This window comes from Paenibacillus ehimensis NBRC 15659 (genome assembly GCF_004000785.1).
GTDB classification, from domain to species: domain Bacteria; phylum Bacillota; class Bacilli; order Paenibacillales; family NBRC-103111; genus Paenibacillus_G; species Paenibacillus_G ehimensis.
Genome location: NZ_BILX01000001.1, coordinates 233924 through 260719, shown reverse-complemented (window position 1 = coordinate 260719; position 26796 = coordinate 233924). Strand labels below are relative to the sequence as shown.

26 protein-coding genes are annotated in these 26796 nt (G+C 56.6%); 13 read left to right on the top strand and 13 right to left on the bottom strand.

The window, feature by feature from the left end:
- Positions 1-286 precede the first annotated feature (286 nt).
- The 7 genes from tsaD to PEH01S_RS01145 form a co-directional block, all read right to left on the bottom strand.
- Entirely contained in the window at positions 287-1354 is a 1068-nt protein-coding gene (tsaD, locus tag PEH01S_RS01175) for a tRNA (adenosine(37)-N6)-threonylcarbamoyltransferase complex transferase subunit TsaD (RefSeq protein WP_025844584.1), read from the bottom strand.
- 52 nt (positions 1355-1406) lie between these two features.
- Complete coding sequence (gene rimI / locus PEH01S_RS01170) at positions 1407-1910, bottom strand: ribosomal protein S18-alanine N-acetyltransferase (protein ID WP_127483639.1); 504 nt, start codon at positions 1908-1910, stop codon at positions 1407-1409.
- A 16-nt stretch (positions 1911-1926) separates the two neighbouring features.
- Positions 1927-2790: a tRNA (adenosine(37)-N6)-threonylcarbamoyltransferase complex dimerization subunit type 1 TsaB gene (gene tsaB / locus PEH01S_RS01165; RefSeq protein WP_174807087.1), complete on the bottom strand. Its 864-nt coding sequence runs from the start codon at positions 2788-2790 to the stop codon at positions 1927-1929.
- Complete coding sequence (gene tsaE, locus PEH01S_RS01160; RefSeq protein ID WP_127483638.1) at positions 2787-3263, bottom strand: tRNA (adenosine(37)-N6)-threonylcarbamoyltransferase complex ATPase subunit type 1 TsaE; 477 nt, start codon at positions 3261-3263, stop codon at positions 2787-2789. The genes tsaB and tsaE overlap by 4 nt, the downstream gene beginning before the upstream one ends.
- Before the next feature lie 15 nt (positions 3264-3278).
- Entirely contained in the window at positions 3279-4316 is a 1038-nt protein-coding gene (gene thiL / locus PEH01S_RS01155) for a thiamine-phosphate kinase (RefSeq protein WP_127483637.1), read from the bottom strand.
- A 295-nt stretch (positions 4317-4611) separates the two neighbouring features.
- Positions 4612-4794, bottom strand: coding sequence for an H-type small acid-soluble spore protein (locus tag PEH01S_RS01150; protein WP_025844592.1), 183 nt, complete (start codon positions 4792-4794; stop codon positions 4612-4614).
- Positions 4791-5000, bottom strand: a complete 210-nt coding sequence (locus PEH01S_RS01145; RefSeq protein ID WP_127483636.1) for a hypothetical protein — start codon at positions 4998-5000, stop codon at positions 4791-4793. Before PEH01S_RS01145 ends, PEH01S_RS01150 begins: the two co-directional genes overlap by 4 nt.
- A 191-nt stretch (positions 5001-5191) precedes the next feature.
- Here PEH01S_RS01145 and ku point away from each other — a divergent pair, with 191 nt between their 5' ends.
- Positions 5192-6052, top strand: coding sequence for a non-homologous end joining protein Ku (ku, locus tag PEH01S_RS01140; RefSeq protein WP_025844596.1), 861 nt, complete (start codon positions 5192-5194; stop codon positions 6050-6052).
- A gap of 48 nt (positions 6053-6100) precedes the next feature.
- Here the strand turns inward: ku and PEH01S_RS01135 are convergent, their stop codons facing one another.
- Both PEH01S_RS01135 and PEH01S_RS01130 read right to left on the bottom strand, forming a co-directional pair.
- A complete protein-coding gene (locus tag PEH01S_RS01135; RefSeq protein ID WP_127483635.1) occupies positions 6101-7636 on the bottom strand; it encodes an ABC-F family ATP-binding cassette domain-containing protein in 1536 nt (511 codons plus the stop codon).
- Positions 7637-8040: 404 nt separating this feature from the next.
- Positions 8041-8814, bottom strand: coding sequence for a TerC family protein (locus PEH01S_RS01130; RefSeq protein ID WP_127483634.1), 774 nt, complete (start codon positions 8812-8814; stop codon positions 8041-8043).
- A gap of 382 nt (positions 8815-9196) precedes the next feature.
- On the opposite strand from PEH01S_RS01130, the gene PEH01S_RS01125 reads away from it, so the two are divergent.
- A complete protein-coding gene (locus PEH01S_RS01125; RefSeq protein WP_127483633.1) occupies positions 9197-10150 on the top strand; it encodes an ATP-dependent DNA ligase in 954 nt (317 codons plus the stop codon).
- Positions 10151-10209: 59 nt separating this feature from the next.
- Here the strand turns inward: PEH01S_RS01125 and PEH01S_RS01120 are convergent, their stop codons facing one another.
- A complete protein-coding gene (locus tag PEH01S_RS01120; protein ID WP_127483653.1) occupies positions 10210-11661 on the bottom strand; it encodes a sensor histidine kinase in 1452 nt (483 codons plus the stop codon).
- Positions 11661-12344 (bottom strand): response regulator transcription factor, encoded by a 684-nt coding sequence (locus PEH01S_RS01115; protein WP_025844603.1) that lies wholly within the window; start codon positions 12342-12344, stop codon positions 11661-11663. Before PEH01S_RS01115 ends, PEH01S_RS01120 begins: the two co-directional genes overlap by 1 nt.
- A gap of 180 nt (positions 12345-12524) precedes the next feature.
- On the opposite strand from PEH01S_RS01115, the gene ligD reads away from it, so the two are divergent.
- Positions 12525-13430, top strand: a complete 906-nt coding sequence (gene ligD / locus PEH01S_RS01110) for a non-homologous end-joining DNA ligase (protein WP_127483632.1) — start codon at positions 12525-12527, stop codon at positions 13428-13430.
- 143 nt (positions 13431-13573) lie between these two features.
- On the opposite strand, the gene cls is transcribed toward ligD, so the two are convergent.
- A complete protein-coding gene (gene cls, locus PEH01S_RS01105; RefSeq protein ID WP_025844605.1) occupies positions 13574-15004 on the bottom strand; it encodes a cardiolipin synthase in 1431 nt (476 codons plus the stop codon).
- Between the two features lie 191 nt (positions 15005-15195).
- Between cls and PEH01S_RS01100 the strand changes: the two genes are divergently transcribed.
- From PEH01S_RS01100 to PEH01S_RS01085, 4 genes are read left to right on the top strand one after another with little or no spacing between them, the layout of a single operon-like run.
- Positions 15196-16824 carry a spore germination protein gene (locus PEH01S_RS01100; RefSeq protein ID WP_025844606.1) on the top strand — a complete coding sequence of 543 codons (1629 nt, stop codon included), beginning with the start codon at positions 15196-15198 and terminating at the stop codon, positions 16822-16824.
- Positions 16821-17993 (top strand): Ger(x)C family spore germination protein, encoded by a 1173-nt coding sequence (locus PEH01S_RS01095; RefSeq protein WP_025844607.1) that lies wholly within the window; start codon positions 16821-16823, stop codon positions 17991-17993. Before PEH01S_RS01100 ends, PEH01S_RS01095 begins: the two co-directional genes overlap by 4 nt.
- A complete protein-coding gene (locus tag PEH01S_RS01090) occupies positions 17990-18223 on the top strand; it encodes a hypothetical protein (RefSeq protein WP_127483631.1) in 234 nt (77 codons plus the stop codon). The genes PEH01S_RS01095 and PEH01S_RS01090 overlap by 4 nt, the downstream gene beginning before the upstream one ends.
- Positions 18224-18253: 30 nt before the next feature.
- Entirely contained in the window at positions 18254-19684 is a 1431-nt protein-coding gene (locus PEH01S_RS01085) for a GerAB/ArcD/ProY family transporter (protein ID WP_127483630.1), read from the top strand.
- Here PEH01S_RS01085 and PEH01S_RS01080 read toward each other — a convergent pair.
- Positions 19679-20059, bottom strand: coding sequence for a hypothetical protein (locus tag PEH01S_RS01080; protein WP_174807086.1), 381 nt, complete (start codon positions 20057-20059; stop codon positions 19679-19681). The two genes, PEH01S_RS01085 and PEH01S_RS01080, sit on opposite strands and share 6 nt — an antisense overlap.
- 126 nt (positions 20060-20185) lie before the next feature.
- Here PEH01S_RS01080 and PEH01S_RS01075 point away from each other — a divergent pair, with 126 nt between their 5' ends.
- The 6 genes from PEH01S_RS01075 to PEH01S_RS01050 all read left to right on the top strand — a co-directional run bounded on the left by PEH01S_RS01075 (position 20186) and on the right by PEH01S_RS01050 (position 26777).
- Positions 20186-21190 (top strand): M23 family metallopeptidase, encoded by a 1005-nt coding sequence (locus PEH01S_RS01075; RefSeq protein WP_127483629.1) that lies wholly within the window; start codon positions 20186-20188, stop codon positions 21188-21190.
- Positions 21190-21591, top strand: a complete 402-nt coding sequence (locus PEH01S_RS01070; RefSeq protein ID WP_025844613.1) for a bactofilin family protein — start codon at positions 21190-21192, stop codon at positions 21589-21591. The genes PEH01S_RS01075 and PEH01S_RS01070 overlap by 1 nt, the downstream gene beginning before the upstream one ends.
- Before the next feature lie 244 nt (positions 21592-21835).
- Complete coding sequence (locus PEH01S_RS01065; protein ID WP_127483628.1) at positions 21836-22594, top strand: HAD family hydrolase; 759 nt, start codon at positions 21836-21838, stop codon at positions 22592-22594.
- Between the two features lie 107 nt (positions 22595-22701).
- Positions 22702-24621, top strand: coding sequence for a squalene--hopene cyclase (gene shc, locus PEH01S_RS01060; RefSeq protein ID WP_127483627.1), 1920 nt, complete (start codon positions 22702-22704; stop codon positions 24619-24621).
- 27 nt (positions 24622-24648) lie between these two features.
- The gene (locus PEH01S_RS01055) at positions 24649-25338 is read left to right on the top strand and encodes a response regulator transcription factor (protein ID WP_216713069.1); all 690 of its coding nucleotides are present in this window, start codon (positions 24649-24651) and stop codon (positions 25336-25338) included.
- Positions 25335-26777, top strand: a complete 1443-nt coding sequence (locus PEH01S_RS01050) for a sensor histidine kinase (protein WP_127483626.1) — start codon at positions 25335-25337, stop codon at positions 26775-26777. The genes PEH01S_RS01055 and PEH01S_RS01050 overlap by 4 nt, the downstream gene beginning before the upstream one ends.
- Positions 26778-26796: the final 19 nt, after the last annotated feature.

Here is a 26796-nt window from a genome sequence, read left to right as displayed (position 1 = left end):
CATTTCCCAGCATTCCGATCGGCCAACTTCACCTCTCGAAAGCGACTTTTATATAATATCACATCTGCTCTATCAATACAAGCTTTTATTTTTTTCAAGATTCGAAAGTCTCTAGTTCTAAAAGCCCGCCGCAGAAGCGACAAGGAGTAATATATCAAATCTACAAACGGAAAGCAACCCTTTTTTGCATTGAATTTTTTTCCACTAGAATACATAGGACTCTAAATGATAAAAAAGCGGCGGCCATCCGGAACGACGGAGGCAGCCGCTTTGCAAAGAAATCATGTTAAACCGACCACGCTTCGAGCTTCAGCAGCGGCTCGGCTTTCATATCGAACGGGGCGAATTGCCCGCGCCGGTATTTCAAAAAAGCGGCGGCGGCGATCATCGCCGCATTGTCGGTGCACAGGCTGAGCGGCGGCGCCAGCAGCGGCACGCCCGCTTCCGCGCAGCGAGCCTCGAGCTCCGCGCGCAAGCCCTTGTTGGCGGCGACCCCGCCGGCAAGGATGAGCTGCTTCGCGCCGTAAGCGCGCACGGCGCGAAGAGCCTTCTCCACCAGGACGTCGATGACCGAGTCCTGGAAGCCTTTCGCCACGGCCTCCGGGGCCAGCGGCTGGCCTTTCATGGCGGCCTGATTCAGGGCCGCCAGCACCGCCGACTTCAGCCCGCTGAAGCTGAAGTCGTACGAATCCGGCTCCAGCCAGGCGCGGGGAAGCGTGACCGCTTCCCGGGCCTCATGCGCAAGCCGGTCGATATGCGGGCCGCCGGGATAAGGCAGCTTGAGCGCCCGCGCGACTTTGTCGTAAGCTTCGCCCACCGCGTCGTCCCGGGTCTGCCCGATGATGCGGAAGCGACCTTCGGCTTCCACAAAGACGAGCTCGGTGTGGCCTCCGGACACGACCAGCGCAACAAACGGGTATTCCAGCTCGTTCACGAGCTGATTGGCATAAATATGTCCGGCGATATGATGCACGCCGATCAGCGGCAGCTCCAGCGCGCAGGCCAGCGCCTTGGCCGCTACCATTCCGACCAGCAAGGAGCCAACCAGGCCGGGCCCTTGCGTCACGGCGACGGCAGCCAGTTCGGCAGGCTTCACATTCGCTTTGTCCAGAGCCTCTTCGATAATCCACGTGATGGACTCCACATGCTTGCGCGAGGCGACCTCGGGCACGACGCCGCCGAATCGTTGATGCGTCTCAATCTGGCTGGATACGACGTTCGCCAGAATGTCTTTGCCGTCGCGGACAATAGCTACGGACGTCTCGTCGCAGCTTGTTTCCACGGCCAATATATAAACGGGTCCGCCGTCCCGATCCGGGCGAACGGACACCGCTTCGTTCGATTGTTCGTTCATCGTCAATAAACCTCTCGTTTGTTATGAACCGCTCGCAGGCAGCCGTTTTCTTTTATTGGGAGAGCCGTTCCGATTTGGGCAGGTCCGCCCACATAATAATCGCATCTTCTTTATTGTCGGTATAATAGCCCCGTCGAATACCTACGGAACGAAATCCCATCTTCTCATACAAGCGCTGGGCAATCAAATTGGACGGGCGCACCTCCAGCGTCATGCGCAGCGCCCCATAAAAAACGGCCGTCTGCTGCATTTCCACAAGCAGCCGCTCCCCGAGCTTGCGTCCGCGGTATTTCTCGCGAATCGCGATATTGGTGACGTGCGCTTCCTCCATAATCAGCCACATGCCGCCGTAGCCCACAATTTCGCCTTCGTACTCCAACACGAGATATTTGGCGAAATTATTGCTGGTCAGCTCGTTGTAAAACGCCCCGGCCGTCCAAGGCGTCGCGAACGATTCCTGCTCGATCTCGCATATCACGGGGATGTCGTCCGTGTGCATAGGGCGAAAAAGCATAGCTCCGTCATAGACAGGTTGCGCTTCTCGTTTAGGTTCCATATCGGACAGGCCTCCCCTAAGATTTCTTGGCGAGAAGTTTGGCTTCCGCTTCCGCCAATTGCGTATAGTTCGGAACCAACCCGTGAACATCCTCCGTCTCCCCTCGCTTCCACCGCATCAGGCCAAGCTCGGCGGCATGGCGGGCACGCAGTTCGTGTGGAGCTTCCGTGACAGGTCCGTCCCACCGGGAGGCGAACGAACGAATCGCTTCCTGATGCAGCTCCAGCTCGCCCGTAAATACGACGCGGCCGGGTCCGGCTTCCGCCGAAGCAGCCAACAGAAGAAGCTCGTCCGTCCAAGAGGCGGTCAGGCGAATCCCGTCCGGCACCCGGCACTTCCAGCCCTCGGGCGAAACGGCGTACAGTGCCGTAAACGCCTGTCCTCTGCGGGCGTCGATCAGCGGAACGACCCATGTCGTTTCCCCTGTCACGCGCGCCGCGTCAAGCAAGAAATCCATCGCCTGAAGCGCCCCGCCCCGCACGGTTTCCCCGTCTTGAAGCGCGGTGTATTCTGAGGCGGAGCCGGCTCCGCCGAGTGCCAACGCTTCGAGCGTAGAGACGCCGAGCAAAGCCAGTTTCCGCGTCCAGGCAAAGGTTTTGGCCACCGTCACGCCGATGCGCACGCCGGTATAGGAACCGGGCCCGACGCCGACGGCGAACGCCGACAGCTCGTCCGGCCGGACGCCGCACTCCGCCATGAGCCGCTGCAAGGTCGGTACGAGGTAAAGCGAATGGTTCCGCTCCGCTTTCGAAGTAATTTCCCCGAGGATTTCCCGCCCCCGGGTCAACGCGGTCGTCATTGACACGGTTGACGTATCGACCGACAGCATAAGCTTGCCGTCGCCATATAAAGTCGAATCTGATGCCGTATTCTGAATCATTTTAACCATCCGTTCTGTTGTAGCTTCACGCACCATGCTTCATAAGGTTCACCTGACGGTTGGAGCGTAAAGCTTCGCCCGTTTTCTCCGTCGGACTCAATCCGGATCTCCAGCCGCTGCGGAGGCAAAATCTCTTCGATCAGCGAACCCCATTCGATAAGCGTAATGCCGTTTCCGTAAAAGTATTCGTCCAGCCCCAAGTCATCCGCTTCCTCCAAAGACAGCCGGTACACGTCCATATGGTAGAAAGGGAATTCCGATCCCTCGTATTCTTTGATGATCGTAAACGTAGGACTGTTCACAATGTCCTTGACGCCTATCGCCTTGGCTACCGCCTGCGAGAATGTTGTCTTGCCCGCCCCAAGGTCGCCGTCAAGCGTAATGACGGTTCCCGGGATAAACAACGAGGCCAAGCGTTCCGCCAATACGGAAGTATCGGCGACATGACGGGCTTGAAATGCATAAGTGGCCATGTCAGGATCGTCCCTTCATCCGGTAAAATGATTGTAGCCGCGCTTGGCGAGCGGCACCGCACCGCCGTCGCTTCGCACAAGCCGCACGCCGGAATGCGCCCCGTGGACATATCCGATCAGATAAAGCGGCAGCCCCGCTTCCTTAAACTGCATCTGCAGCTCGACGGCATGCTCGGCGGGCGCCGTTCCGATTAATTGATAATCTTCGCCGCCGTAGAGAATATAATCCAGCGGGTCCTTCCCTTGCCCTGAAGCAAACTCCAGCAATTCGTTCGACACGGGAATCCGGTCTTCGATCAGATCGATTCCGATATTCGACGCAGCGGCAATTTCCCACGCTTCGCTGGCGATCCCGTCGCTGACATCGTTAAGCGCATGGCAGAAGCCGGACCGCCGCAGCAGCTCGCCCGCCTCAATCTGCGGCTCGGGACGGCAGTGCGCCCGGATCAGTCCGGGATACCGCTTCAGCTCCGGATCGGCGTCCCATTCCTCCGACGGCCTGCTTTTCGATAGAAGCCATTCCAGTCCGGCCGCGGACTCTCCGGTAAACCCGGTAAGAAATACGACATCTCCCAGTCTGGCTGCCGAGCGGAGCAGCGCCTTGTCCGGTTCCGTCTCTCCGATGACCGTTACGGTCAGCGTCACGCCCCCGATACACGAGGTCGTATCTCCGCCCGCAACAACGACGCGGTAGCGATTCGCGCATTCGTACAACCCGTCGTACATCGCGCGCACACGCTCCACCGGCGTCGACTTCGGCATGCTCAGCGCCACGAGGGCATACCGCGGGGTCCCTCCCATCGCAGCGATATCGCTGACGGCGGAAGCCATCGCTTTGTACCCGATATCCGCATCGCGCATCGTCACTCGCTTGAAATGAATGTCTTCCGTCATCGTATCGCAAGTGAGGATCCACCGGCTATCCGAAGAGGCGCGAACGACGGCCGCGTCGTCCCCGATCCCTGTCTCTACACCGCCGGCCCGTTGAAAAGCGATCGTTTGCTTCCCGCCGTTCAGCAGGTCGATCAGCGTAAATTCGTCGACCGAGCTCACATCTACCCGCCTCCGCTTTCGTATTGACAACTATTATAGCCGTTCCTTTGTATCTAGACAAACATGCCGTTTTGCTATTATTCGAAGTGCGGGGTATCGTTCGAAACGCTCCATTGCTCCCCGATCTCTTGGTTATATCATACCACCGATCCTCTATGACTGACTATCCGCTCTGCCGGTTGCTTGAGCCCCGAAGCCGCTTTTCCGCAGCAAAAAAAGCTTCCCCAAGCCATGGGCCGTCTCGGCCTGTACGCTTTCGGAAAGCTTTTGCTAAAAACACGTTCCATTTCGGGAGCTATTGGACTTCCTGAAGCTCGCCGACCGGAACGACGCGGGTATCGGCAGGACGGTCTTCCACATGCACCTTGGCCAGTTCCTGCTCGGGGTCTACGCTGTCGATCCATACGGATACGCCGTTCAACTCCACGTTGATCTTTTCTTCGGCTTGTATAATTTCTTGAGCACGGTACACTTTCATTGCCCGTCTTCCCCCCTGCTGATGACCGATTCCGGATGATCCATCGTATCGGTCGTCGATTCCTCGATCAGTCCGTTATGGATCGTCACGTTGCCGCCGCCAAGACCTTCGTTGATCATCCGGTCGATATCCATAAAATTGGAGTCTCGCCCTTCATGGGCCGCATCATCCGTGAACTTGCCGCCGGACGTGTTTGCTTCGCTCATGATTCCTTTCCTCCTCTGATCGAAATGTTCGGGCCGGCATGACGATGCTTTTGGGCGATCCATGCAGCCTTCTTCTGTAGCATGTCCCAATTTCTTACGCCAACATTCGTGCGCGGTGTAATGGGACGCTTCCATTTTGCGTATACTGTATAGAAAGTAGACGGCCAGCTCAGGCCCCGGGAGGTACAGCCATGCATACGGTTTGGAAAGGCGCCATCAGCTTCGGCTTGGTGCACGTGCCCGTCAAGATGTTCTCGGCGACGGAAGACAAGGACATTTCGATGCGCATGATTCACAAGGACTGCAACACGCCGCTGAATTTCGTCCGCAAATGCCAGCACTGCGATCGCGAAGTGGAATGGGGGGAAATCGTCCGAGGCTATGAATACGAGCCGGGCTCGTTCGTGCTGTTCGAGAAGGACGAGCTGGAGAAGCTGACCGGCGAGATCACCAAAGAAATCAAGATTCTTGATTTCGTCGACCTGTCGGACATCGATCCGGTTTATTTTCAGAAAACGTACTACCTCGCTCCGAACGAAACCGGCGCCGGCGCGTACAGTCTCCTTCTCGAAGCGATGCGGCAAACGGGCAAAATCGGGATCGCCAAGGTGTCCATCCGGTCCAAAAGCAGCTTGGCCGCCATTCGCATCATCGACCGGTGCATTGCGATGGAGACGATTTTTTATCCGGACGAAATCCGTTCGGTGGAGCATGTGCCGAACCTCCCGGAGCAGAGCAACGTCAACGAGAAGGAGCTCGAGATGGCGAAGCTGCTGATCGGCCAGCTGGCGACGAAGTTCGAGCCGGAGAAATACAAGGACGATTACCGATCGGCCGTACTGCAAGCGATCGAGTCGAAGGTTTCCGGCCGGCAGGTCCGCGTCGCGCCGGAGCCGCATAAAGCGAACGTCATCGATCTGATGGCCGCGCTGCAGGCAAGCCTCGAGGCGGTCAAACCGGTCGTGACCGAGCCGACGCCGGGAAAGACCGAGAAAGCCAAAGCCGCGAAAACAAGAAAAGGCAAAGCGAAAACGAAAGAAACGATCGGCTAAGCGCCGATCGTTTCTTTGTGCCGGACAGGGATCTTTCTCGCCCCGGCCTTACTTCCTCCAGTCCTGCATGCGCCAAACCTGAGTAATCCAATCTCCGTAAAACTCCGGCTCATGGGAAACAAGCAGAATGGTCCCTTTGTATTCCTTCAGCGCTTCCTTGAACGCTTCCTTCGCCCGGACGTCCAAATGGTTCGTCGGTTCGTCCAGCACGAGAAGATTGCTGTCCGTCAGCATGAGTTCGCATAGGCGAACCTTCGCCTGCTCCCCGCCGCTAAGCGAGCTAAGGGGCTGACGGATATGCTTTTCGGTCAGGCCGGCCATGCCGAGCGTCTGCCGGATTTCCTTCTGCGTCTTTTCCGGCCGCAGCGACCACAGCCGCTCCAGCGCCGTTTCGTCCGAAAGCCATTGCTCCTGGGCGAAATAAGCCGGTTTGACCCGTTCGCCGAGCTGTACCGTCCCGCTTAACGGCGGGAGGAGGCCCAGCATCGTTTTGAGCATGGTCGATTTCCCGATGCCGTTGTACCCGACGACCGCCACTTTTTCCCCGCGCTTCAATTGCAGGTTTACGGGGACGGACAACGGCTCCGTATAGCCGAATTGCAGCTCTATCGCCGCCATCATCCGGCTCTCGGGCTCCACGTGAACATGAAACCGGTAGCGCGGCCGCGGTCCGGACGTCGGTTTCTCGATCCGCTCCAATCTTTCCAGCGCTTTTTCCCGGCTTTTCGCTTGCTTGGCTTTCCGGTTCCGGTTCTTTTGGATGAAGCTCTCCAGCCGGTCGATTTCCTTCTGCTGGCGTTCATACGCGTCCTGCCACTGCAGTCGGCTTAGTTCGTAATTTTTGACGAATGCGGCATAGTTTCCGGCATAGCGCTTGATGGTCTGATGCTCCAAATGAAAGATCGTCGTTGTAATTTCATTCAGGAAGGCTTCGTCATGCGAGACGACGAGATAGGCCTGCTCGTAACGCTTCAAATAGCCGGTCAGCCATTCGATATGCACGTCGTCCAAATAGTTGGTCGGCTCGTCGAGCAATAACACGTGCGGCTCCTCCAGCAGCAGCTTCCCAAGCAGCAGCTTCGTCCGCTGCCCCCCGCTCAGCTTGTCGACCTCCCGGTCTTTGCCCAGCTCAAGAATGCCTAATCCGGCAGCGACCTCTTCGATCTTGGCATCGATGCCATAAAAATCGGCATGCTCGAGCCGGCTCTGCAGCTCGCCGTACCGGATTAACAGCGCTTCGAGGTCGGCGTCCGCCGCGGCCATCTGCTCTGCGACCAGATGCAAGGTCCGTTCCAGCTCATAAAGATGTGCGAAAGCGCCCCGCAAGTAGTCCATAATCGTCATTCCCGCCTGCAGATCGGCATGCTGCTCCAAATAACCGAGCCGCGCTTGCGGAAGCCATTCGATCCTGCCCGCATCGGGAAGCAGTTGCCCCGCCAAAACGCGCAGCAAGGTCGATTTCCCGGCCCCGTTGCTTCCGACGAGTCCCGCATGCTCTCCCCGGAGCAACCGGAATTGGATATTTTGGAATATTTTTTTATCCCCATACGTATGGGTAAGCTGTTCGACGTTCAACATACTCATGAAAGCTCTCTCCTTTTCGCTTCGGGTTCGAAGCCAACCGGAGAAACAGCCGGACAAAGCTCTATTCAATTAGCTTAGGTTGTATGGAAAACAAAAAACGGGCAAGGCGAACACGCCCTGACCCGTTGCAAATTTTATCATTTGAACGAAAGGAATCGAGTTCTTTATCTACTGTTCTTCGGTTGGCTTAGGGTGAAAAATGGGCAGACTTCTCCCGTTTAAGCCAAATTCCGAATCAGAACAGTCGATAAGAAAAACATTTCCTTTCCACCTCGTTTACCAAAGTTAATCGTATTTCATCTTCAACTATACCGAGCCGCTGCCTGTGATGTCAAGCGCCATTCTCCGATGATCATCACCTGCGGCAGCTCATCAGGATGTTAACTATTCAGCACGATTATTTATTAGGCATTGCCTGCTTTAGAAGGTTTGTTGCGGGGTGCAAACCACCCTAGCAGCGCTATCGCCACCAAGACACCATAGAAGACGAAAGTCCAGCCCGTGCTATGAGGAAAATGAGGATCCAGAACCCCGATATCCTCATGGGCAAGCGTAATGACAGCAAGCTTTACCCCAACCCAGGCAACGATTGCATAAGCCGTTGTCTCAAGCGCCGGGCGTTGGCCAAGCAGCTTTACAAACCAAGTAGCCGCATATTTGATTAAAATTAAGCCAGCAATTCCGCCAAGCACTACTATAATAAATTGTCCGCCGTCCATACCGCCGAAATCGCCAAGCGGCGAGTCTGGCAGTCCAAGCGCAAGCGCTACCGCAGCGAGAATGGAATCAATTGCAAAGGCGAGATCTGCCAGCGCAATTTTTCCTACTGTAGGCCAAAAACCTTTTCCTGCCGATTCTTGCTTGAGGTCCTTGCGAATATTCTCATTCTTCTTACCGAAACGCGCTTGAATGATGTGCTTTAAACCCAGGTATAAAAGATAGGCTGCGCCGATGGCCTGCACCTGCCAAACATTCGCAATGAAAGAAATCGCAAAAAGAGCTGCAAACCGGAAAGCAAACGCCATAATGATACCGTAGTTGATTGCCTTTTTTTTCTGCTCATCCGGCAAATGCTTCGCGATCACCGCCAGCACTAGCGCATTGTCAGCCGACAACAACCCTTCCAACCCAATAAGGATTAGCAATGTCCACGCATATTCCAGCCAAAGCGATTCCACCTGAATACCCCCCCTTACCATGCTGAATATAGCCAATAAAAGTATCGTTTTGTAGATAATGTTTGCTTGTCCGGCAATAAGTATACCTATTATTTTCGCCGATGGACATCCTTCAACGAATCATGCCCTCCAAATTTTTATTGCCTTTATGCAAATCGAACAATCCCGCGCCTAAGAACTTTCAGAATCATTATTTCATGAAGATCGGTAATAGTTAGTATACTACACTTATTTATTTATAGATTTAGGGAAATCATTATATATAAAGCAAATGAGATCACTGCCCTTTGTGTATTAGGGGTTGGAGTAAACGATGCGAATTCCTCAAGGTTGTTGGAATATGATTCTGAGAACAAAACAATATTTAGGGGTTGCTTAATAGATGCAATTAAAACCAATATCCCCCTTTGAGCCAATAAGCACATCTTCACAGCCTGCAGGCGGCAATTGGGTCGTGCAAATAAAGTGGGACGGAGTTAGGGTGTTGCTCTACAATGATGGATCGCAAATACGATTGTTCAATCGTAAAAAGAACGAACGCACGAACCAATATCCCGAATTTCATGATAGCAAGTCCTTCTGCCATGCTAATTCCGTTATACTGGACGGAGAGATCATCGCTTTTGATCAAAGTAAACCTTCGTTTCATGAAGTGATGAGAAGAGATAGTTTGAAGCAACCTTTGAGGATTAAACAAGCTATAAACCAGGTTCCCGTAACTTATATGATTTTTGACATATTGTTTTATAACGGTGAATGGGTTACCGATGAACCTTTAAATAATAGGCAAAAGCTTCTTGAATCGATAATCACCCCTCGGCCGAACGTTCAGATCGTACAAAACTTTGACGATGGGGCAACTCTGTTCAATTTGATGAAACAACACCAAATGGAAGGAGTTATTTATAAGGACCTGAGTAGTACCTATAGCGTCAATGGAAAAGACGGCCGTTGGAAAAAACATAAGGTGATGAACGATTTATTCGCAGTTGTTGGCGGGGTTACATACAGAGGAAAGATTGTGAACTCCTTGCTGCTTGGAGTTTATACAAAGGAACAGGACCTGGTTTACATCGGCCATGCAGGTACCGGGAAACTAACCCAAAAAGATTGGGGATTCATAACGGAAGAGGTAACGAAAATGCAAATCGCTCAAAGACCCTTCATAAATGAACCCGAAAGATCAAAAGATGCTTTTTGGGTGAAGCCTGAACTTACTGTAAAAGTGGAATACCTGGAGTTTACCCCTGGCGGAACCATGCGACACCCAAGTATTCAAGCCGTTGTTTATGCGGATAAAAACGAATGTACGGTTGATCAGATTAAGTGCCTGTAGTGTCCTCGCATACCTTCATTACCTAAGTGACCACGAAACAAGCTCAGCAAGCGAACGATTTAATCGTCCGCTTGCGGGCCTCCATTCCTCGGAAGGCGAATGGTAAAGCTGGAGCCTTCGCCGACCCGGCTATCCACCTCAATCGTTCCGCCGTGAAGCTCGACGATGGATTTCGTAATCGACAGTCCCAGCCCGGCCCCTCCGTGAATGCGGGCGCGCGACGAGTCGATCCGGTAAAACCGCTCAAACAAGCGCGGCACATGCTCCTCCGGGATGCCGCTTCCGTTGTCGCGGACCGTCAGCAGGACCTCCTCCTGCAGTGGCTCCAGCGCAATGCGGATGGTGCCGCCGGCGGGATCGGTATGCTGCACGGCGTTGTGGAACAAATTGAGCAGCACCTGTTTGATTTTGTCTTTGTCGATGCGGGCCAACACGTCAGGCTGAACGGAAAACAGCACGTTCCTGGCACCGGCAAGCAGCCGCAGCTGCGGCTCCATTTCATGGACGATACCGCTCAGCGATTCCTCCTTCAAGTCGACGGTCGGGTGACGGTCCAAGCGGGCCAGGAGCAGCAGGTCCCGAACCAGCTTGTTCAACCGTTCCGACTCGCCGTACATGCTTCTAAGCGCTTTATCCAGCTGATCCGGCTTCTGGGCGGCTCCGCGAAGCAGCACCTCCAGAAAGCCGTGAATCGACGTAAGCGGCGTCCGCAGCTCGTGCGAGGCGTCCGCGATGAAACGCCGCATCTGCTCCTTCGCTTCCTTCTCCGCTTCGAACGAGGCTTCCAGCCGCTCCAGCATCCGGTTGAACGACCGGGAGAGCCGGTCGATCTCCAGCTGGCCTTGATGCGCCGGCAGCCGCTCATCCAGCTTTCCCGCATCGATCTGCTCGACGGTTTCGATCATGTTCGATAGCGGGACGAGGGTTCTGCGCAGAACGGGAAGAAATGCGGCAATCCCCATTCCTAAAGCCGCTGCGGCCAAAGCCAGAAACGTCCACAGCTGACTAAGCAGCACATCCCGAATCGGCTCCATGCTCGTGCTGATCTGCGCAAGACGCCCGCGCGGAGCGATCCGCTGCAGAACGACCAGCTGGTCCATCCCCTTGTCGTCCTTGACGATCCGATAGTGCGGCGGCCTCTGTTCCCGGGCAAGGACCTGCCGATACTCTTCGGCGGAAAGCCGCGGCACCGATCCGGCCCGGGGATTGCTCGTTATGACCCGGAAGCTGTCGCCCGGACCGACGAACGCCAGCGAAGCTTCGGGCAGAAAGGGGCCTCTTGCCCGGCCGTTGTCGAAGTTCGGATTCGCCCACACATCCAGCGGAATGGAAAAAAATTGGCTTTGCACGCTGGCGACCTTATTTTTAATTAAAAACTGCTCCATGAACACATATTGCAGAATGCCGATCAACAGCAGCAGACCCGCCAAAATAAACAAGGAACGGGACAGGAGCTGAAGACGAAGCGAGCGAGGGGCGAAAACACGGCGGAGCCGGCGCCACCCCCGCATCATCCGAGATCCACCCGGTAGCCCGACCCCCGCAGGGTCCGAATGATCCGATGCTCCTTGTCGTTCAATTTATCGCGGAGCGAGCGGATGTACACTTCGACGATATTGTCCTCCCCGCCGAAATCGTACCCCCACACCTTGTCCAAAATGACCGTTTTGCTCAGGACCAGTCCGTGATTGACGACCATAAAAGACAACAGCTCGTATTCCGTCGGCGAAAGCTCCAGCACCCGCTCGTCGTAGCGGATTTCTTTGCGCCGGTCGTCGATGCGAAACGGCCCGTACGCCACCTCCGCGAACAAATGGGGAAACTGGTTGCGCAGCCGCGCATAAATCCGGGCCAACAGCTCCTCGAAGCTGAACGGCTTGACCATATAGTCGTCGGCCCCGAGCGTCAGTCCCTTGACCCGGTCTTCGACTTCTTCCTTGGCCGTCAGCATGATGATGGCGACGTGCTCGGTTTTCTTCAGCATCCGGCATACCTCGAACCCGTCCATGCCGGGCATCATGACGTCCAGAATGACGATATGCGGCCGCACCTGCTTGGCTAACGTAACGGCCGTAAACCCGTCCGGCGCGGTATAAACCTCGAAGCCTTCGTTTTGCAGGCCCAGCTCCAAAAACTGGGCAATATTCGGTTCGTCGTCGACGATTAAAATTTTGACGCCTTTGATTGGCTGCATGGTGTCCACCTCCCCTCCATTGTACACCAATCGCGGCGTCTTGACCGTTCGCTCCGGCAGCATTCAGCGAACTTTCAGCTTGCCCTCCGCGTCTCCACAACGTATTTTGCCCGGCCCTTATGAAAAGGGGCGCGCGAGTATATACTAAGGAATATATTTCAGGAACAGGAGGGGTGGCCGATGCCCGCACCCGCCAACTATCCGAAAACGAAAGGCACGCTGATCGTCGAAGGCCGGGAGCTGACGGTGACGAATCCGGATAAGCCGCTGTGGCCGGAGAAGAAGATCACGAAAGCGATGTATTTGCAAAAGCTCGCCGAGCTGTCCCCCTACCTGCTGACGTATTGCCGTGACCGCTATCTGACGACCATCCGGTTTCCCCATGGCTGGAACGACAAGTCGTTTTACCAGAAAAACGCTCCCGAGCCGACACCGGATTTCGTCAAGACGGCGATGCTGGAATCGATCCGCTACGTTCATCTGGATTCCCTGCCGACACTGCTGTGGCTGGGGAATTTGGCTTGTCTGGAATTCCATCCCTCGTTTCACCGGATCGGCGAGACGCTGCCCGTCGAATGGGTGATCGATATTGACCCGAGCGTCGATCCCGAGCCGCGCATTATGGAGGCGGCCCATATTATCGGCGGCATTCTGGATAGCATGAACATCCGGTCCGTACCGAAAACGTCAGGCGCCACGGGCGTGCAAATCTACGTCCCGATCGCCCGGGAGCGCGGCTACACGTTCGAGCAGCTCCGGCGGATCGGACAGTTTGTCGCTGCGTTCGCGGTGCAAAAATATCCGAAGCTGTTCACAGTCGAACGGCTCAAAAAAGACCGCGGCACCTTGATTTACATCGATTACCTGCAGCACTGGTACGGCAAAACGCTGTCCGCTCCCTACACGCCGCGGGCCCGCAAGGATGCCACGGTGTCGACCCCGCTGACATGGGAGGAAGTGGCGCTCCGCCCCGATCCCCGGGACTTTCACCTGCTGAATATCATGCAGCGGTTGCAGCAAAAAGGAGACCTGATCGCTCAAGTCCCCCCGCAGCAGCTGGACCACGTGCTGTCCTTTATTCGTTAACCCATGAAACCGGCCTTCGCCCGCTTGTAAGAAAAACTTCTATCGAAGTCTATTCACGGATGAGCGACCGCGGTTTAGCGGAAGTTTTTCTTGTGATATAGAATTTGTTCAGCTTCGCTGAAAATTTATAAATTCTATATCGTTCAGAAGAGCGGCGAAAGGAGCCGCGCCATGACTTCCTTGCCCTTCTGCCAGCGGGAGCGCTTCTCGAACGACTCCAGCTTGACCTCCCGGCTTTCCTTCAAATCAAGAATAAAATCGGTTTCCAGCCGGTGAATCGTCTCTTTGTCGAACAATACGGCGTTCAGCTCGAAGTTGTTATAGAAGCTGCGCAGATCCATATTCGCGGTACCGACCGAAGCGAGCAGATCGTCGATCAGAATGACCTTGGCGTGGATAAAGCCTTTCTGATAGGCATAGAAGCGGACTCCGGCTTGCATCAGCTCCTCCAGATAGGACAGGGAAGCGTAGTTCACGATGCGCGAATCCGCTTTTTGCGGAAAAATGATCCGGACGTCCACTCCGCTGATCGCCGCCGTCTTCAGTCCCATGGTGATGCTCGGATCGGGGATGAAGTAAGGGGTAGTTATGTAAATTCTTCGTTTGGCCGCCGTGATCGATGCGAAAAACATCTCCAGAACGGCATCCCAATGCGCGTCCGGTCCGCTTGAAATAATCTGTACAGGCTTGCGCCCCCCGCAATCGTGCTCGGGAAAAAATTCCGAATCCGCGAGCCGCTTTCTACTCACAAACAGCCAATCGCTCAAAAACGTATGTTGCAGCGAATACACCGCATCGCCTTCCAGCTCCAAATGCGTATCCCGCCAATACCCCAGCTTGGGATTGGCCCCCAGGTATTCGTCCCCGATGTTCATTCCCCCGAGAAAGCCGCGGAGTCCGTCAATGACGACGATTTTGCGGTGATTCCGGTAATTCATCCGCTTGTCGAAAAAAGCAATCGCCGCCGGCAAAAAGAAGTACACCTCGCACCCGGCCTGCTTCAGCTCTTGAACGAACCGGGTGTCAAGCTGGTAGCTGCCGATGCCGTCGAAGATGCAGCGCACCTTCACGCCTTCCCGCGCTTTGCGGATCAGCACTTCATGAAACTGCCGGCCGATGCCGTCGTTACGTATGGTGTAGAACTCAAAATGAATATGCCCCTTCGCCTGCTCCATGGCCGCCAGCATCGCCGGATATGCTGCGGTGGCATCGGTCAGCACGCGCACCTCGTTATGCATCGTAATGAGGGCGCCGGGAATGTTGTTGAGCAGCGAAAACAGCCTCGGCTCGTACCGCCAGCCGCGCAAGCGGTCCTCCTCGGGCTGAACCTCCGCCGAACGCTGCTTTTTGCCGAGATGCCGGATATCGTTCACGAGCCGCAGCCCGTTGCGCTTCACTTTTTTCCGCTGCGTATATTCTTTGGCCAAAAAGTAATACATCACAAAGCCGATGACCGGAATGAGAAACAATATGAAAAGCCACGCCATCGCCTTGGCCGGGCGCCGAAACTCCCCGACCAGAATCGTGAGAATCTGAATGATGAATAAGGTCAGCGCGATGACGAGCCACAGCACGTCGTAATTCCCCCTTTTGAAACAACAGGCGCATTCCTATCTGTTCTAGCTTTTACCTCCATCTGCCCGCATATTCCTCATTATGGCACAGGAGCCCAACGATTTGTCATAAAATTTCGCAAATGGTGGAAAATATACAAGACACGCTCCGGCAATGCTTGGATAAGATGCCGCGAGCAGGAAGGAGTGTCATGATCCACCTGAAAAACCGCAAGAAAAAAGGACAGGACGACACGGAAAACCCGCTGCGGAAAGCGGAATACCGTTTTATCGACGAGCTGCGCTCCGTGCCTGTCTTTATGAGCCTCGAAGAAAACAAAAGTTATTTGGAGGAGCTGTTCAAGGACTGCTCCGATTTCGTCATTCGCGAGTTCCGCATCGAGCAAAGCCTGCCCGCGATTTTGTTTTTCGTCGACGGCATGGCCAAGACGGAGCTGGTGAACGAAACGATGAAATCGCTGATGATTCTGGAAGGCGGAGAGGCACTGATCGACAACATCTCCGATATGACGCTGCCCGTCTCCCAGATTCAGAAGGCGGACAATTATGCGGATATGCTGCTTTCCGTCCTCGGCGGCGACACGGGGCTGATCGTCGAGCGCAACAACAAGGCGCTGCTGCTCGGCATGAGGGGGATGGAAAAACGATCCATTAACGAGCCCGATACCGAATCGGTCGTACGCGGCCCCCGCGAAGGCTTCGTGGAAAATATCCGGACGAACACGTCCATGATCCGCCGCAAGCTGAAAACGCCGCACTTAAAAATGAAGCCGATGACGCTCGGCCGGGAAAGCAACACCAATGTGGTCGTCACCTATCTGGACGATCTGGCGGACCCGAGCGTCGTCCATGAAGTGGTAGAACGTCTCGAAAAAATAAAGATCGATGCGGTTCTGGAATCGGGCTATATCGAAGAGCTCATTCAAGATTCGACGTATTCGCCCTTTCCGCAGCTTCAATATACCGAACGGCCGGATGTCGTCGCGGCCGCCCTGCTGCAGGGGCGCGTCGGCATTATGGTGGACGGGACGCCGTTTACGCTGATCGTGCCGTTCGTTTTCGCCGAAATTATGCAGGCCAGCGAGGACTACTACGAGCGGTACCAGGTGGCTACGCTGATCCGCTGGCTGCGGTATACGTTCATGGTGCTGTCGCTGCTGACGCCCGCCTTATACGTCGCTATTACGACCTACCATCAGGACTTGCTCCCTACGTCTCTGCTGCTGTCGGTCGCGGCCGCCCGGGAAGCGATCCCATTCCCGGCCGTCATCGAAGCGCTGATTATGGAAGTAACCTTCGAGGCGCTTAGGGAAGCCGGCGTCCGGCTGCCTAAAGCGATCGGTTCGGCCGTCAGTATCCTGGGCGCGCTCGTTGTCGGACAAGCCGCGGTGCAAGCGGGCATCGTATCCGCGCCGATGGTGATCGTGGTATCGCTCACCGGGATCGCCTCGTTTACGATCCCGCGGTTTAACGGAGCGATCGCGATACGGATGCTGCGTTTTCCGATCCTGATCGCCGCTTCGCTGTTCGGGATGTACGGGATCTTGATTACGATCATGCTTATCATGGGGCATCTGGCCAACCTCCGCTCCTTCGGCATTCCTTACTTATCGCCGGTCGGACCGCTATCCTCCGGCGATCTGAAGGATATTCTCTTCCGCGCGCCTTGGTGGGCGATGGGGCAGCGTCCCTCCTTTATGCCCCTGAAAGACAGCCGGAGGCTCGACGATTCGCTGCCCCAGGAAATTGCGGAGCAATCCGGCCAGCGCGGCAAAACCATCGACCATACGGTCGAGGAAGGAAAGGAGCCTGTGGAATGAGACTGCGACGGACCCGCCTATCCCTCGCTCTGCTTTCCCTGCTCTGCTTAACCGGCTGCTGGGACCGGGTGGAGATCAACGACCTTGCTTTTATTTTGACGACCGCGGTGGATGTGGAACCAGACGGGAAGATCCGGTACAGCGTGCTGCTGCCGCTTCCCGGCAATATGGGCGGAGCCTCCGGAGGCGGGGGTGGAACGGCCGGAACCAAAAGCTACTACATCGATTCCGAGACCGGCACCACGTTCCGGGAGGCGCAGGCCCGGCTGCAGCAGCGGATGTCCCGCCGCATGTTTCTCGCCCACCGCAGAACGGTGTTGATCAGCGAGGATTTTGCCAAACGGGGGATTCGAGACATCTTCGATGCGACACCGCGCTCCCCCGAAAGCCGGATGACGATTTATATGATCGTCACCCAAGGAAAGGCTTACGAGCTGCTGCAAGCGACGCCGCAGTTCGAACGTTTCCCGTCGGAAGCGATTCGGGAGCTCGCAAAGGCCCGGACTACCATCAGCATCAACATGAAAGAGGTTGCCCTTGCGCTCAGCAGTCCCGGCAGCGATGCCGTAACGGTCTACATGGGCGTCAAAGAATCGGAGAAAAACTCGAAGAAATCGAAGGAGCTTGAGCTGCTCGGCTACGCGCAATTTCGCGAAGATAAAATGACCGGCGTGTTCAAGAATGCGGAGGCCAGCGGGCTCGCCTGGCTGAAAAACCTGCCGGTTCACTCGACCGCTACCGTAAAAGTCGAGGACCGGCATATGATCACGCTGAGCATCCACGATACCAAATGCCGGATTCGGTCCCGTCCGGTGCGCGGGAAGCTTCAATTTGACATCGTCGTGGAAGCCAAGGCCAAGGTCATCGAAAGCCTGGGCATGTACGACCTCAGCCAGACCGGCAAGATCCGGAAAGTGGAGGCAGCGATGAACCGCTATATCGAACGGGCCATTAAGGAAGCGATCCGCAAAATGATCGCCAACCGCGCCGATTCCGCACAGTTCGGGTCCTATTTGTGGCGGGCGCATCCGAGGCTGTGGGAGAAGAAGTACGCACCGCGCTGGCCGGCCGGGATGAAGGACGCCGATTACCGCATACAGGTCAAAAGCGTGCTCACGGAAACGGGTCTGATCTACGAAAACGTGACGAAAGCGGGGCGCACCCGATGAACCCCCAGTTTCTGGTATGGTTCTTAGTGCTGATGGCGTATCATTTATTTTTGAACTTGAAGCATTGGACGAGACAACCCAAAGCAACGGCGCGGATGTCCACGTTCATCTATATTCTGACGCTGGGACTCTTCCTCTGCGTGGCCTTCGGCTATCGGCCTCCGATGCCGACACGTTTTTTTATCGATCGGGTATCGCCGTGGATTTTCTCAATTATCCATCCTCAGTAAACGAAGCGATGGAGGAAAGCGGGTGAACGCATGCCTGGCAACACGCAAGTCATTAATCAAAGACAGCTCTGCTGGCTGGTCGGCTCGCTTCTGATCGGCGGCGGGTTGCTCAGCATTCAGCACGAGCTGGTCCGGGTCGCTCATATGGATACCTGGTTCGTCTATTTGCTGCCCACCGTTTATATCCTTTTCATCGCATACGTTTTTGCGCAGCTCAGTATGCGGTTTCCCGGAATGCATCTTTTCGAGATCAATTTTATTTTATTTGGCCGCTGGTTCGGGATGCTCGCGAACGCGCTGCTGTTGATCCACCTATGGTTTATTCTGCTGCGCGATCTGCGGATGTTCGGCAAATTCATCGGCACGATTCTCCTCCCGAATACCCCCGAGGAAATGCTCGTTCTGCTCCTCGTCGTGATGCTTATGTTTTACGGCCGGGCCAGTGCGGAAGTGATTTCCCGGGTCAACGACTTGTTTTTTCCTGTTTTTTTCGCGCTCACGTTATTGCTGCCTTTCCTGTTGTCCAACGAAATAAGCTTCCGTTTGCTGCAGCCGATACTGACGACATCGCCTTTGCGGCTTGGATATGGAGGCCTTCTCAGTGTGGGCTGGTATGGGGATATCATCATTGCAGGGGCGTTTTTGCATATGATCTGGAATTCCAGACAAATTCACTCCGCCCTTCGGCACGGTTCGCTGATGGCTACGGCGCTGCTGTCGCTTTTCCTCTTTTTGGAGGTGGCCGTCCTCGGACCGAACATTCCCGCCAACCTGCTTTACCCGAATTACAGCTTGGTACAGCACATTCAGATTACGGACTTTCTGGACCGGATGGATTTGCTTATTCTGAGCATCTGGTTTCCGATTATCGTGGGCAAAATGATCTTCATCTATCTGGCCTTCCTGATCGGGATCGCCAGCCTGATCCGACAAAGGGATTACACGCTTATCAGTTCCCCGGCCGGCTTGTTTTTGCTGCTGACCACGATTCTCGCTTTCAAGAGCACGCCGGAGGTATTCAGCTTCGGCAACTACAGCTCGCCCGTGATTGTGCTCAGCTACCAGCCGGTGCTGCTGGCGGCTATGCTGCTGCTCATGCGAAGATTCCCGAAGCGAAATCCCGAGCACCATGAGGAAGGCTCTTCAGAGAAAAAGCAGGGACATGACCGGACCGGAATGTCCAAAGGGGGAAATCGCCATCCCGGGAAACGGCTCGGCACGCGTCTGGGGGCGGTATCAAGCCGCACTTGGCTGCGGACTGGCAATGTGCTGCTTGCCCTCGGATTTGTTTTCGTCGGCGCGGGCCTTCTCTTCAGCAGGAACTATGCGGTCATCGGCACGCTGGCGGGCTTCGGCTATGCGCTCGTCCTGGCGCTGCTGCTGTTCGTCACGCACATGGAGATGCGGAAAGCCAAGGACCTCGCAGCGAGGAGCGCGCCCAATTCGGCGCGGACGTCATGACTTTACCCGCTCGATCCCAACGATCCGGCTCAGGGGGATAAGAATGACCAGCTCCTCCTCTTCTTCGGCCCGGTTTACGCGCAGCTCGACAAAATCGGTTCCGGTGCGGAGCAGAACCGCCTCGAATGGGCCGGCATAGGCTGTCCGGACATTTACTCGGGGACCTGCCCCCTTCTTCCGGATATCGAAGAGAACGATTTCCTGCATGGAGGAGGGCACGAAGTAGCGCTCGCCCATCCGGATAAACCGTTTGTCGACCTGATGCAGCACGCCCGCTCCGCTCTCGAAGCCTTCGGCCTGCAGAGCGATATCCCGCTTCAAATGAAGCGTCAAACGTTCCAGTAAATCCATGCGGGTTGTATGTAAAAATGACACGCAAATCCCTCCATCATGCACAAATCTTTTTCTATTAAGGATGTGTATGAGAAAGAAGGACATTTCTTGACCGGCCTCGCCGAATAACCTTCTCGGGCCGAGGCCGATCTACCGAAAGGAGCCGTCATGAAGTTCACGTGGTTTCAAAGCAAGCTGACGTTCGTCATCATTCCCGAGGCGAACGGAAGCGTCGTTCGCCTCAAGCTGTCCCGCGCCGCGCTGTGGAGTACAATCTTCCTTATGCTGCTGCTGATCGGAACGATTTGCATTCTCACGATTCGCAGTCTGCATTCCACGGTCGCCGTTTCGCTGAAATCGGTGGAAATGAAGGGGCGGACGGCGCAGCTGGAGCAAGATTTACACCGGAAAAACGCAGCCATCGAACAGCTGCAAAACGATATTTATGCGCTTTCGAAGCAAGCTGCGGAAGTCCGGAGCCAAATGGAGCGGATGAAGCGGCTCGAGCAGGATTTGCACAAGCTGGCTCCCGGCAGCGCCGAGCGCCGGAAACCGGGCGGACAGCCGGTATCCGCAGCGGTTGGCGCAGGAGGAATGGGCGGCGAGGCGTTCCCCGTGACCGAGGGGCAGACGCACGAGCTGGCCGCGGCGACGGGAGCCCGTTACACGGCGCTGCACGCCGAGATGAAGGAGCTCGCCTCCCGGCTCGGCCAAACGAAACGGCAGCTGCAAGAGAAGCAGGAGAGGCAGCAGCGCACGCCCGATATATGGCCTACGCTCTCCAAGATCGTTACCTCACCGTACGGCTACCGCAAAGACCCGTTTACGAAAAAGCTCAGCTTCCATCGCGGTATCGACATTGCGGGCAAGCTGGGCGATCCGGTCTATGCGGTCGCGGGCGGCGTCGTCCAATCGGTCGGCTATGACAAGCTGCACGGGCATAATGTCGTCATCGAGCACGACAATAAGCTGCGGACGTGGTACATGCATCTGAACCGCACGCAGGTGAATCGGGGCGACCGGGTCGATAAAGGACAGACGATCGGTCAACTGGGAACAACAGGCCGCAGCACCGGTCCCCATCTTCACTACGAGGTGCTGCTCAGCGGCAAAAGCACCGACCCTGCGCCCTACATGCCAAGCCATAACCGAAAAAAGGAGAGGAAAAAGTGATGTTTCGAATGAACGGTTTGCGAAGCCGCTCTTCGCGTTCCGGGCGCTCCGTCTCGTTGATCGGCGAAGGCACCGTCCTCGAAGGAACGTTCCGCTCGGAAGCCGACGTCCGTATCGAAGGCGAGTTTCAAGGAATGCTTCAAGCCGCAGGCGAAGTGGCGGTCGGGGAGAAAGGAATCGTTCGCTCCACCGATCTGCGCGCCCGCGACGTTGTCATCGCCGGGACGCTGGACGGACGCGTAGAGGCGGAGGGCATCGTCCGCATCACCCCGACGGGCCGCTTGGTCGGCACCGTCCGCGCCGCTACGCTGATTATCGAACCGGGGGCCGTGTTCCAAGGCCAGAGCGAGATGGGCCAAGCGCCGCAGGAGGATGCGTCTCTCATGATAGCCATGCTATAATGAAGAGAAAAGCTTTTTGTTGTTAAGGTTGACTGCCCTTGCTTCGGCTGTACCCGGCCTGCGAGAAAAAAGGCTCGCCTTCACTCAGACACGTTTTTCACGAATCCTTTGATTCTACTTTAAGCTGGTGGGATTCGTGAAAAAAACTCGCGGCGATCCTTTTTTCTCTACGGCCTCCAGGCCTATGCAGGAACAGGGCATGCAAAAAACAACAAAAAGCTTAGAGAGAGTAGGAGAAATCGCTATGACGAAAGAACAACAAACGATCTTGTTTGATATGGACGATACGCTTCTGTACTGCAACAAATTTTTCGATATGGTGATCGACCAATTCGCGGACCAAATGGAAGCGTGGTTTCACGGCCACCACCTGTCCATTGAGGAAATCAAGAAAAAACAATCGGAAATCGATTTGGAGCGGGTGCTCGTGAGCGGCTTTGCCCCCGATCACTTCCCCCAATCGTTCGTCGATACGTACGAATATTACACCGATTTGACCGGCCGGTCCAAAAATGACGTGGAAGTCAAACGGCTGATCGAGCTCGGCGCCTCCGTTTACGGCCACAGCATCGAGCCGTATCCTTATATGGAAGAGACGCTCCGCATGCTGCAGGAGGACGGCCATTCGCTTCATTTGTATACCGGAGGGGACCCGACGGTTCAGATGCGCAAAGTGAAAGAAGCGGAGCTGGAACGGTTCTTCGGCAATCGGATCTACGTCACGCGCCATAAAAACGCCGAGTACCTCGACGGACTCATCCGTGCGAACGGCTTCGACCGGAACAACACCTGGATGATCGGCAATTCGCTTCGCACCGATATTATCCCGGCGCTTAAGGCTGGCATTCACGCCATCTTCATGCCGGCGGAGCTGGAATGGGCCTACAATCAGGTCGAAGTGGACGTGGAGCCGTCCGGCGCCTATTTCACGTTGTCTTCCTTGCGGTACATCCCCGAAACCATTCGCAACTATACGGCTGCGAAAATCGCCGCGGGCTCCTGACCGCTGCCGAATATCGGGCCGGAGCCGCATGCCCGTCCCGCTTCTTCCCGAACCCGCGCATGATTTGCCGGGTGCCCCCATACAATGTTGGGGAAAGGATGATGAGCATGAGCAGCCTCCACCGGATTGTCGAAACCGCCACCGATCGTTTGATGCAGATGCTGCTGACGCGGCAATCGCAGGACGGGACGTGGCGTTTTTGCTTTGAAAACGGGATCGTGACGGACGGTTATCTGATTCTGCTATTAAGATCGTTAAACATCAAGGACGAATACCTCATACGGCGTTTAGCAAACCGGATTGTATCGAAGCAGGAAGCGGACGGCGCGTGGAAATGGTTTCATGACGACGGCGACGGGCATTTGTCCGCGACGGTTGAAGCTTATGCGGCGCTGCGGTACGCCGGCCTCCCCTCCTCCGACGAGGCGCTGCGGCGGGCGAGACGGTTTATTTTGTCCAAGGGCGGCGTGCGGAACGTCAGCGGCGTGTTGACCAAGATGATACTGGCCGTCATCGGTCAGTACCCGTGGCCGCAGCCGTTCCCCTTTCCGCCGGAACTGCTTCTGCTTCCCCGGTCGTTCCCGCTGAGCTTTTACCGCTTCTCCAATTACGCGCGCGTGCATCTGGCGCCCGCTGCGATACTGGGCGTCCGGCAGTTCACGGTCAAACCGGCGGGGACGCCCGACTTGTCCGAGCTGCTGCCGGCCCGCGAGCGCTGGTCGGCGCATGCGGAGGGAAGCGATTTCGGGGAAGACCGGCGCCTCTCCGGCTGGTGGAACGATATTCAACGCGCCCTGCATCAGCTGCCTTACCTGCCGCAGGAGCTCCGCCGGCTGGCGCTCCGGCATGCCGAGCGCTATATGCTGGAGCGGATCGAACCGAACGGGACGCTGTACAGCTATGCGTCCTGCACTTTCCTGATGGTCTATGCACTGCTGGCGCTCGGGTACGACAAGCGGCATCCCGTCATCACCCAAGCGGTGCAAGGACTGATCTCGCTCGCCTGCGAATCCGAAGGGCAGCTTCACGTGCAAAATTCGCCCTCCACCGTCTGGGATACGGCGCTCCTTAGCCATGCGCTGCAGGAGGCGGGGCTGCCGGCGTCGCATCCGGCGATCCGGCGGGCGGATGCCTACCTGCTCTCGCGCCAGCACACGAAGCTCGGCGATTGGAGCGCCGATGTCGCGAACCCCGTTCCCGGCGGATGGGGGTTCTCCGACGTCAATACGATCGTGCCGGATGTGGACGATACGACCGCCGCGCTGCGGGCGCTGCGCCGAAGTCCGGGGCGGCCCGAGGCCGGGTACCGCGAAGCAAGAAGCCGCGGTCTTCATTGGGTGCTGTCGCTGCAGAACGACGACGGCGGCTGGCCGGCCTTCGAGCGAAACAAAAATTCCCCGCTGCTCGCCGCTCTTCCCGTCGACGGCGCGGAGGCGGCGGCGCTCGACGCTTCGGCCGCGGACCTGACCGGGCGCACGCTGGAATATCTGGGCACCTGGGCGGGACTCGGCCAAGAGCAGCCGTTCATCCGGCGCGCCGTCCAGTGGCTGCTCGGCCGTCAGGAGCGGAACGGCTCCTGGTACGGCCGTTGGGGCATCTGCTATATTTACGGCACATGGGCCGCCGTAACCGGACTCGCAGCCGCCGGGGTTCCGCCCGATCAGCCGGAGCTGCAACAAGCGGTGCGGTGGCTCGCCGGTATCCAAAACCCCGACGGCGGCTTCGGCGAGTCGTGCCGCAGCGACCGGGCCAAGCTCTACATCCCGCTGGGCGCCAGCACGCCCTCGCAGACCGCCTGGGCGCTCGATACGCTGATCGCGGTGCACCCGGCGCCGACCGACGCCATCAACCGGGCCGCGCATGCGCTGTCGGGCATGGTGGAGGCCGGGGACGCCTCGTGGCCGGCCAAGTATCCTACCGGCGCGGCGCTGCCCGGGGATTTTTACGTGCGCTATCACAGCTACAACGCGATCTGGCCGCTGCTGGCGCTGGCGCATTACAGGAGCAAATACGGCTCCAGACCGTAGGGAAGCCAACGAACAGGAGACACAATCATGGAAAAAATCCTAATCGCAGACGACGAACGGGACATTCTGACGTTCATGGAGGACGCCCTGACGGACGAAGGCTATACCGTGCTGACCGCCTCGGGAGGCGAGGAAGTCTTCGCGCTTTTGAAGGAACAGCCGGATCTGATCATTCTCGACGTGATGATGCCGGGAATTGACGGCTGGGAGGTATGCCGCTCCATTCGCCCGTTGGTGACGTGCCCGATTCTGTTTCTGAGCGCGCGCGGAAGCGAAACGGACCGCATTCAAGGGCTGATGGTCGGCGGAGACGATTATTTGGTGAAGCCGTTCAGCATCAAAGAATTGAAAGCGCGCGTCCAGGCTCATTTGCGGCGGGAGCGCCGGAGCGAGACCCGGGCAAGCCGGTCGATCCTGCACTTCGGCGAGCTGATGCTGGATTTGGACGCCTATCAGCTTCATTACCGGAACCGGACGATTCCTTTAACCGCGCGGGAGTTCGAGATCGTGCAACTGCTGATGATGCACCCGAATCAGGTGCTGTCGAGGGACCGCATCTACGAGAAGGTCTGGGGCCTTGAAGCGGAAGGCGATTCGGCCACGGTGACCGAGCACATCAAGAAGATCCGATCCAAGCTGGCGGAGGCGGACCCGGATACGGAGTATATCGCCACGGTCTGGGGAGTCGGCTATAAAATGGGAGCAAGCGCGTCATGAACAAGCTGACGTTCCGCAGTCAATTCGGCGTCGCTTTTCTGCTCGTGCTGCTCCTGAGCGTCGTCTGCTCCATTGCCGTCTGGGGCGCAAGCACTTATTATATTTTCACGAACGAGAAGACCGTTCGCCCGGCCAACTACTACGAAAAGCAAATTCCGGAAATTGCCGAATACGCCCTCGGGCTCAAGGAAGCGCTCTTGACACCCGACGCCCGGACCGCTCTGGAGAAGCGTATCCCTGCGGCCGGCATTCAATACCAGGTCCTCGATGCCCAAGGCAAATTTCGGTACGGGACGATGAATAAAAGCTACATCTCCTCCAAAGAAGAGCTGCTGTCGAAGCTGAATACAAACGAGCGTGTCAACGGGAAAATCGTGCTGTTCTATCCCGTAACGGATGCTCAAGGCGGGCTGGCCGGCGTGTTCGTCCTCCGCTACGATTTAAGTCTGGTGACGAGCAACGCGGACCAGCCGATGGCTACGTTTTTGCTCATCGTAACGAATTTGGCCGCTCCGTTCGTGTTTATTATGCTGTTCACGTTTCTGTTCGCCCGCAGGCTTGGAACCCGGTTGAAGCCTCCGGTCAGCCGATTGACCGACGGAGCCCGACGGATTCAGCAGGGCGATTTGGATTTTACGTTAGCGGATGTCGGCGGTTCCAAGGAACTGGCCGAGCTCGCCTCCGCTTTTGAAGAGATGCGGCGCGCCCTGCACGATTCGCTCACGGCCCAATGGAACATGGAGCAGCATCGCCGGGATATGGTGGCCGCGATCACACACGACCTGCGCACGCCGCTGACGATCATTCAGGGGCACGTGGACAATCTGCTTGAGGGGGCGGCTCAACGTCCGGACCGGCTCCCCCGCTATTTGCGGACGATTCAGGGGAATACGGAGCGGGCGGCCCGCCTGCTGGACGAGCTGACGACGATATCGGATATCGAACGTCCGGATTTCACGTTATCTCCCGCCGCCTCCAACCCCCTTCCGTTCTTCGAGCGCAAACGCGATGACTACAAGCTGCTGTGCGAGAGCAAGCAGGTTGCCCTGCTCCTGGACACCGACGGCTTGCTGCCCGATCAACCGCTGCGGATCGATTTTCTCCGGCTGGAGCAAATCATGGACAACCTGATGGCCAACAGTCTCCGCTTCACCCCGGAAGGCGGGGAAATCCGTTGGCGGATCGGCTATCGGGACGGGCGGCTGCACTTCGAGGTAGAGGATACGGGACGGGGCTTCAGCGTGAACGACCTTGCGCATCTGTTCGAGCAATTTTACCAGGGGGATACGTCGCGCTCCGAAGAAAAAGGCCACGCGGGACTCGGACTGTATATCGTAAAGAAGCTGGCAGAGAAGCACGGCGGCGATGTCGCCGCGTTCAACCGCCCGGAAGGCGGCGCGCGGATTTGCGTCACGCTAAAAGAGATGGCCTCCGCCTAACGTAACGGAGCCATCTCTT

Bases quoted from the DNA above. Each gene is read 5' to 3' on its own strand.
- tsaD (WP_025844584.1), bottom strand. From the start codon at position 1,354: ATGAACGAACAATCGAACGAAGCGGTGTCCGTTCGCCCGGATCGGGAC.
- rimI (WP_127483639.1), bottom strand. From the start codon at position 1,910: ATGGAACCTAAACGAGAAGCGCAACCTGTCTATGACGGAGCTATGCTT.
- tsaB (WP_174807087.1), bottom strand. From the start codon at position 2,790: ATGATTCAGAATACGGCATCAGATTCGACTTTATATGGCGACGGCAAG.
- tsaE (WP_127483638.1), bottom strand. From the start codon at position 3,263: ATGGCCACTTATGCATTTCAAGCCCGTCATGTCGCCGATACTTCCGTA.
- PEH01S_RS01150 (WP_025844592.1), bottom strand. From the start codon at position 4,794: ATGAAAGTGTACCGTGCTCAAGAAATTATACAAGCCGAAGAAAAGATC.
- PEH01S_RS01145 (WP_127483636.1), bottom strand. From the start codon at position 5,000: ATGAGCGAAGCAAACACGTCCGGCGGCAAGTTCACGGATGATGCGGCC.
- ku (WP_025844596.1), top strand. From the start codon at position 5,192: ATGCATACGGTTTGGAAAGGCGCCATCAGCTTCGGCTTGGTGCACGTG.
- PEH01S_RS01135 (WP_127483635.1), bottom strand. From the start codon at position 7,636: ATGAGTATGTTGAACGTCGAACAGCTTACCCATACGTATGGGGATAAA.
- PEH01S_RS01125 (WP_127483633.1), top strand. From the start codon at position 9,197: ATGCAATTAAAACCAATATCCCCCTTTGAGCCAATAAGCACATCTTCA.
- PEH01S_RS01120 (WP_127483653.1), bottom strand. From the start codon at position 11,661: ATGCGGGGGTGGCGCCGGCTCCGCCGTGTTTTCGCCCCTCGCTCGCTT.
- PEH01S_RS01115 (WP_025844603.1), bottom strand. From the start codon at position 12,344: ATGCAGCCAATCAAAGGCGTCAAAATTTTAATCGTCGACGACGAACCG.
- ligD (WP_127483632.1), top strand. From the start codon at position 12,525: ATGCCCGCACCCGCCAACTATCCGAAAACGAAAGGCACGCTGATCGTC.
- PEH01S_RS01100 (WP_025844606.1), top strand. From the start codon at position 15,196: ATGATCCACCTGAAAAACCGCAAGAAAAAAGGACAGGACGACACGGAA.
- PEH01S_RS01095 (WP_025844607.1), top strand. From the start codon at position 16,821: ATGAGACTGCGACGGACCCGCCTATCCCTCGCTCTGCTTTCCCTGCTC.
- PEH01S_RS01090 (WP_127483631.1), top strand. From the start codon at position 17,990: ATGAACCCCCAGTTTCTGGTATGGTTCTTAGTGCTGATGGCGTATCAT.
- PEH01S_RS01085 (WP_127483630.1), top strand. From the start codon at position 18,254: ATGCCTGGCAACACGCAAGTCATTAATCAAAGACAGCTCTGCTGGCTG.
- PEH01S_RS01075 (WP_127483629.1), top strand. From the start codon at position 20,186: ATGAAGTTCACGTGGTTTCAAAGCAAGCTGACGTTCGTCATCATTCCC.
- PEH01S_RS01070 (WP_025844613.1), top strand. From the start codon at position 21,190: ATGTTTCGAATGAACGGTTTGCGAAGCCGCTCTTCGCGTTCCGGGCGC.
- PEH01S_RS01065 (WP_127483628.1), top strand. From the start codon at position 21,836: ATGACGAAAGAACAACAAACGATCTTGTTTGATATGGACGATACGCTT.
- shc (WP_127483627.1), top strand. From the start codon at position 22,702: ATGAGCAGCCTCCACCGGATTGTCGAAACCGCCACCGATCGTTTGATG.
- PEH01S_RS01055 (WP_216713069.1), top strand. From the start codon at position 24,649: ATGGAAAAAATCCTAATCGCAGACGACGAACGGGACATTCTGACGTTC.
- PEH01S_RS01050 (WP_127483626.1), top strand. From the start codon at position 25,335: ATGAACAAGCTGACGTTCCGCAGTCAATTCGGCGTCGCTTTTCTGCTC.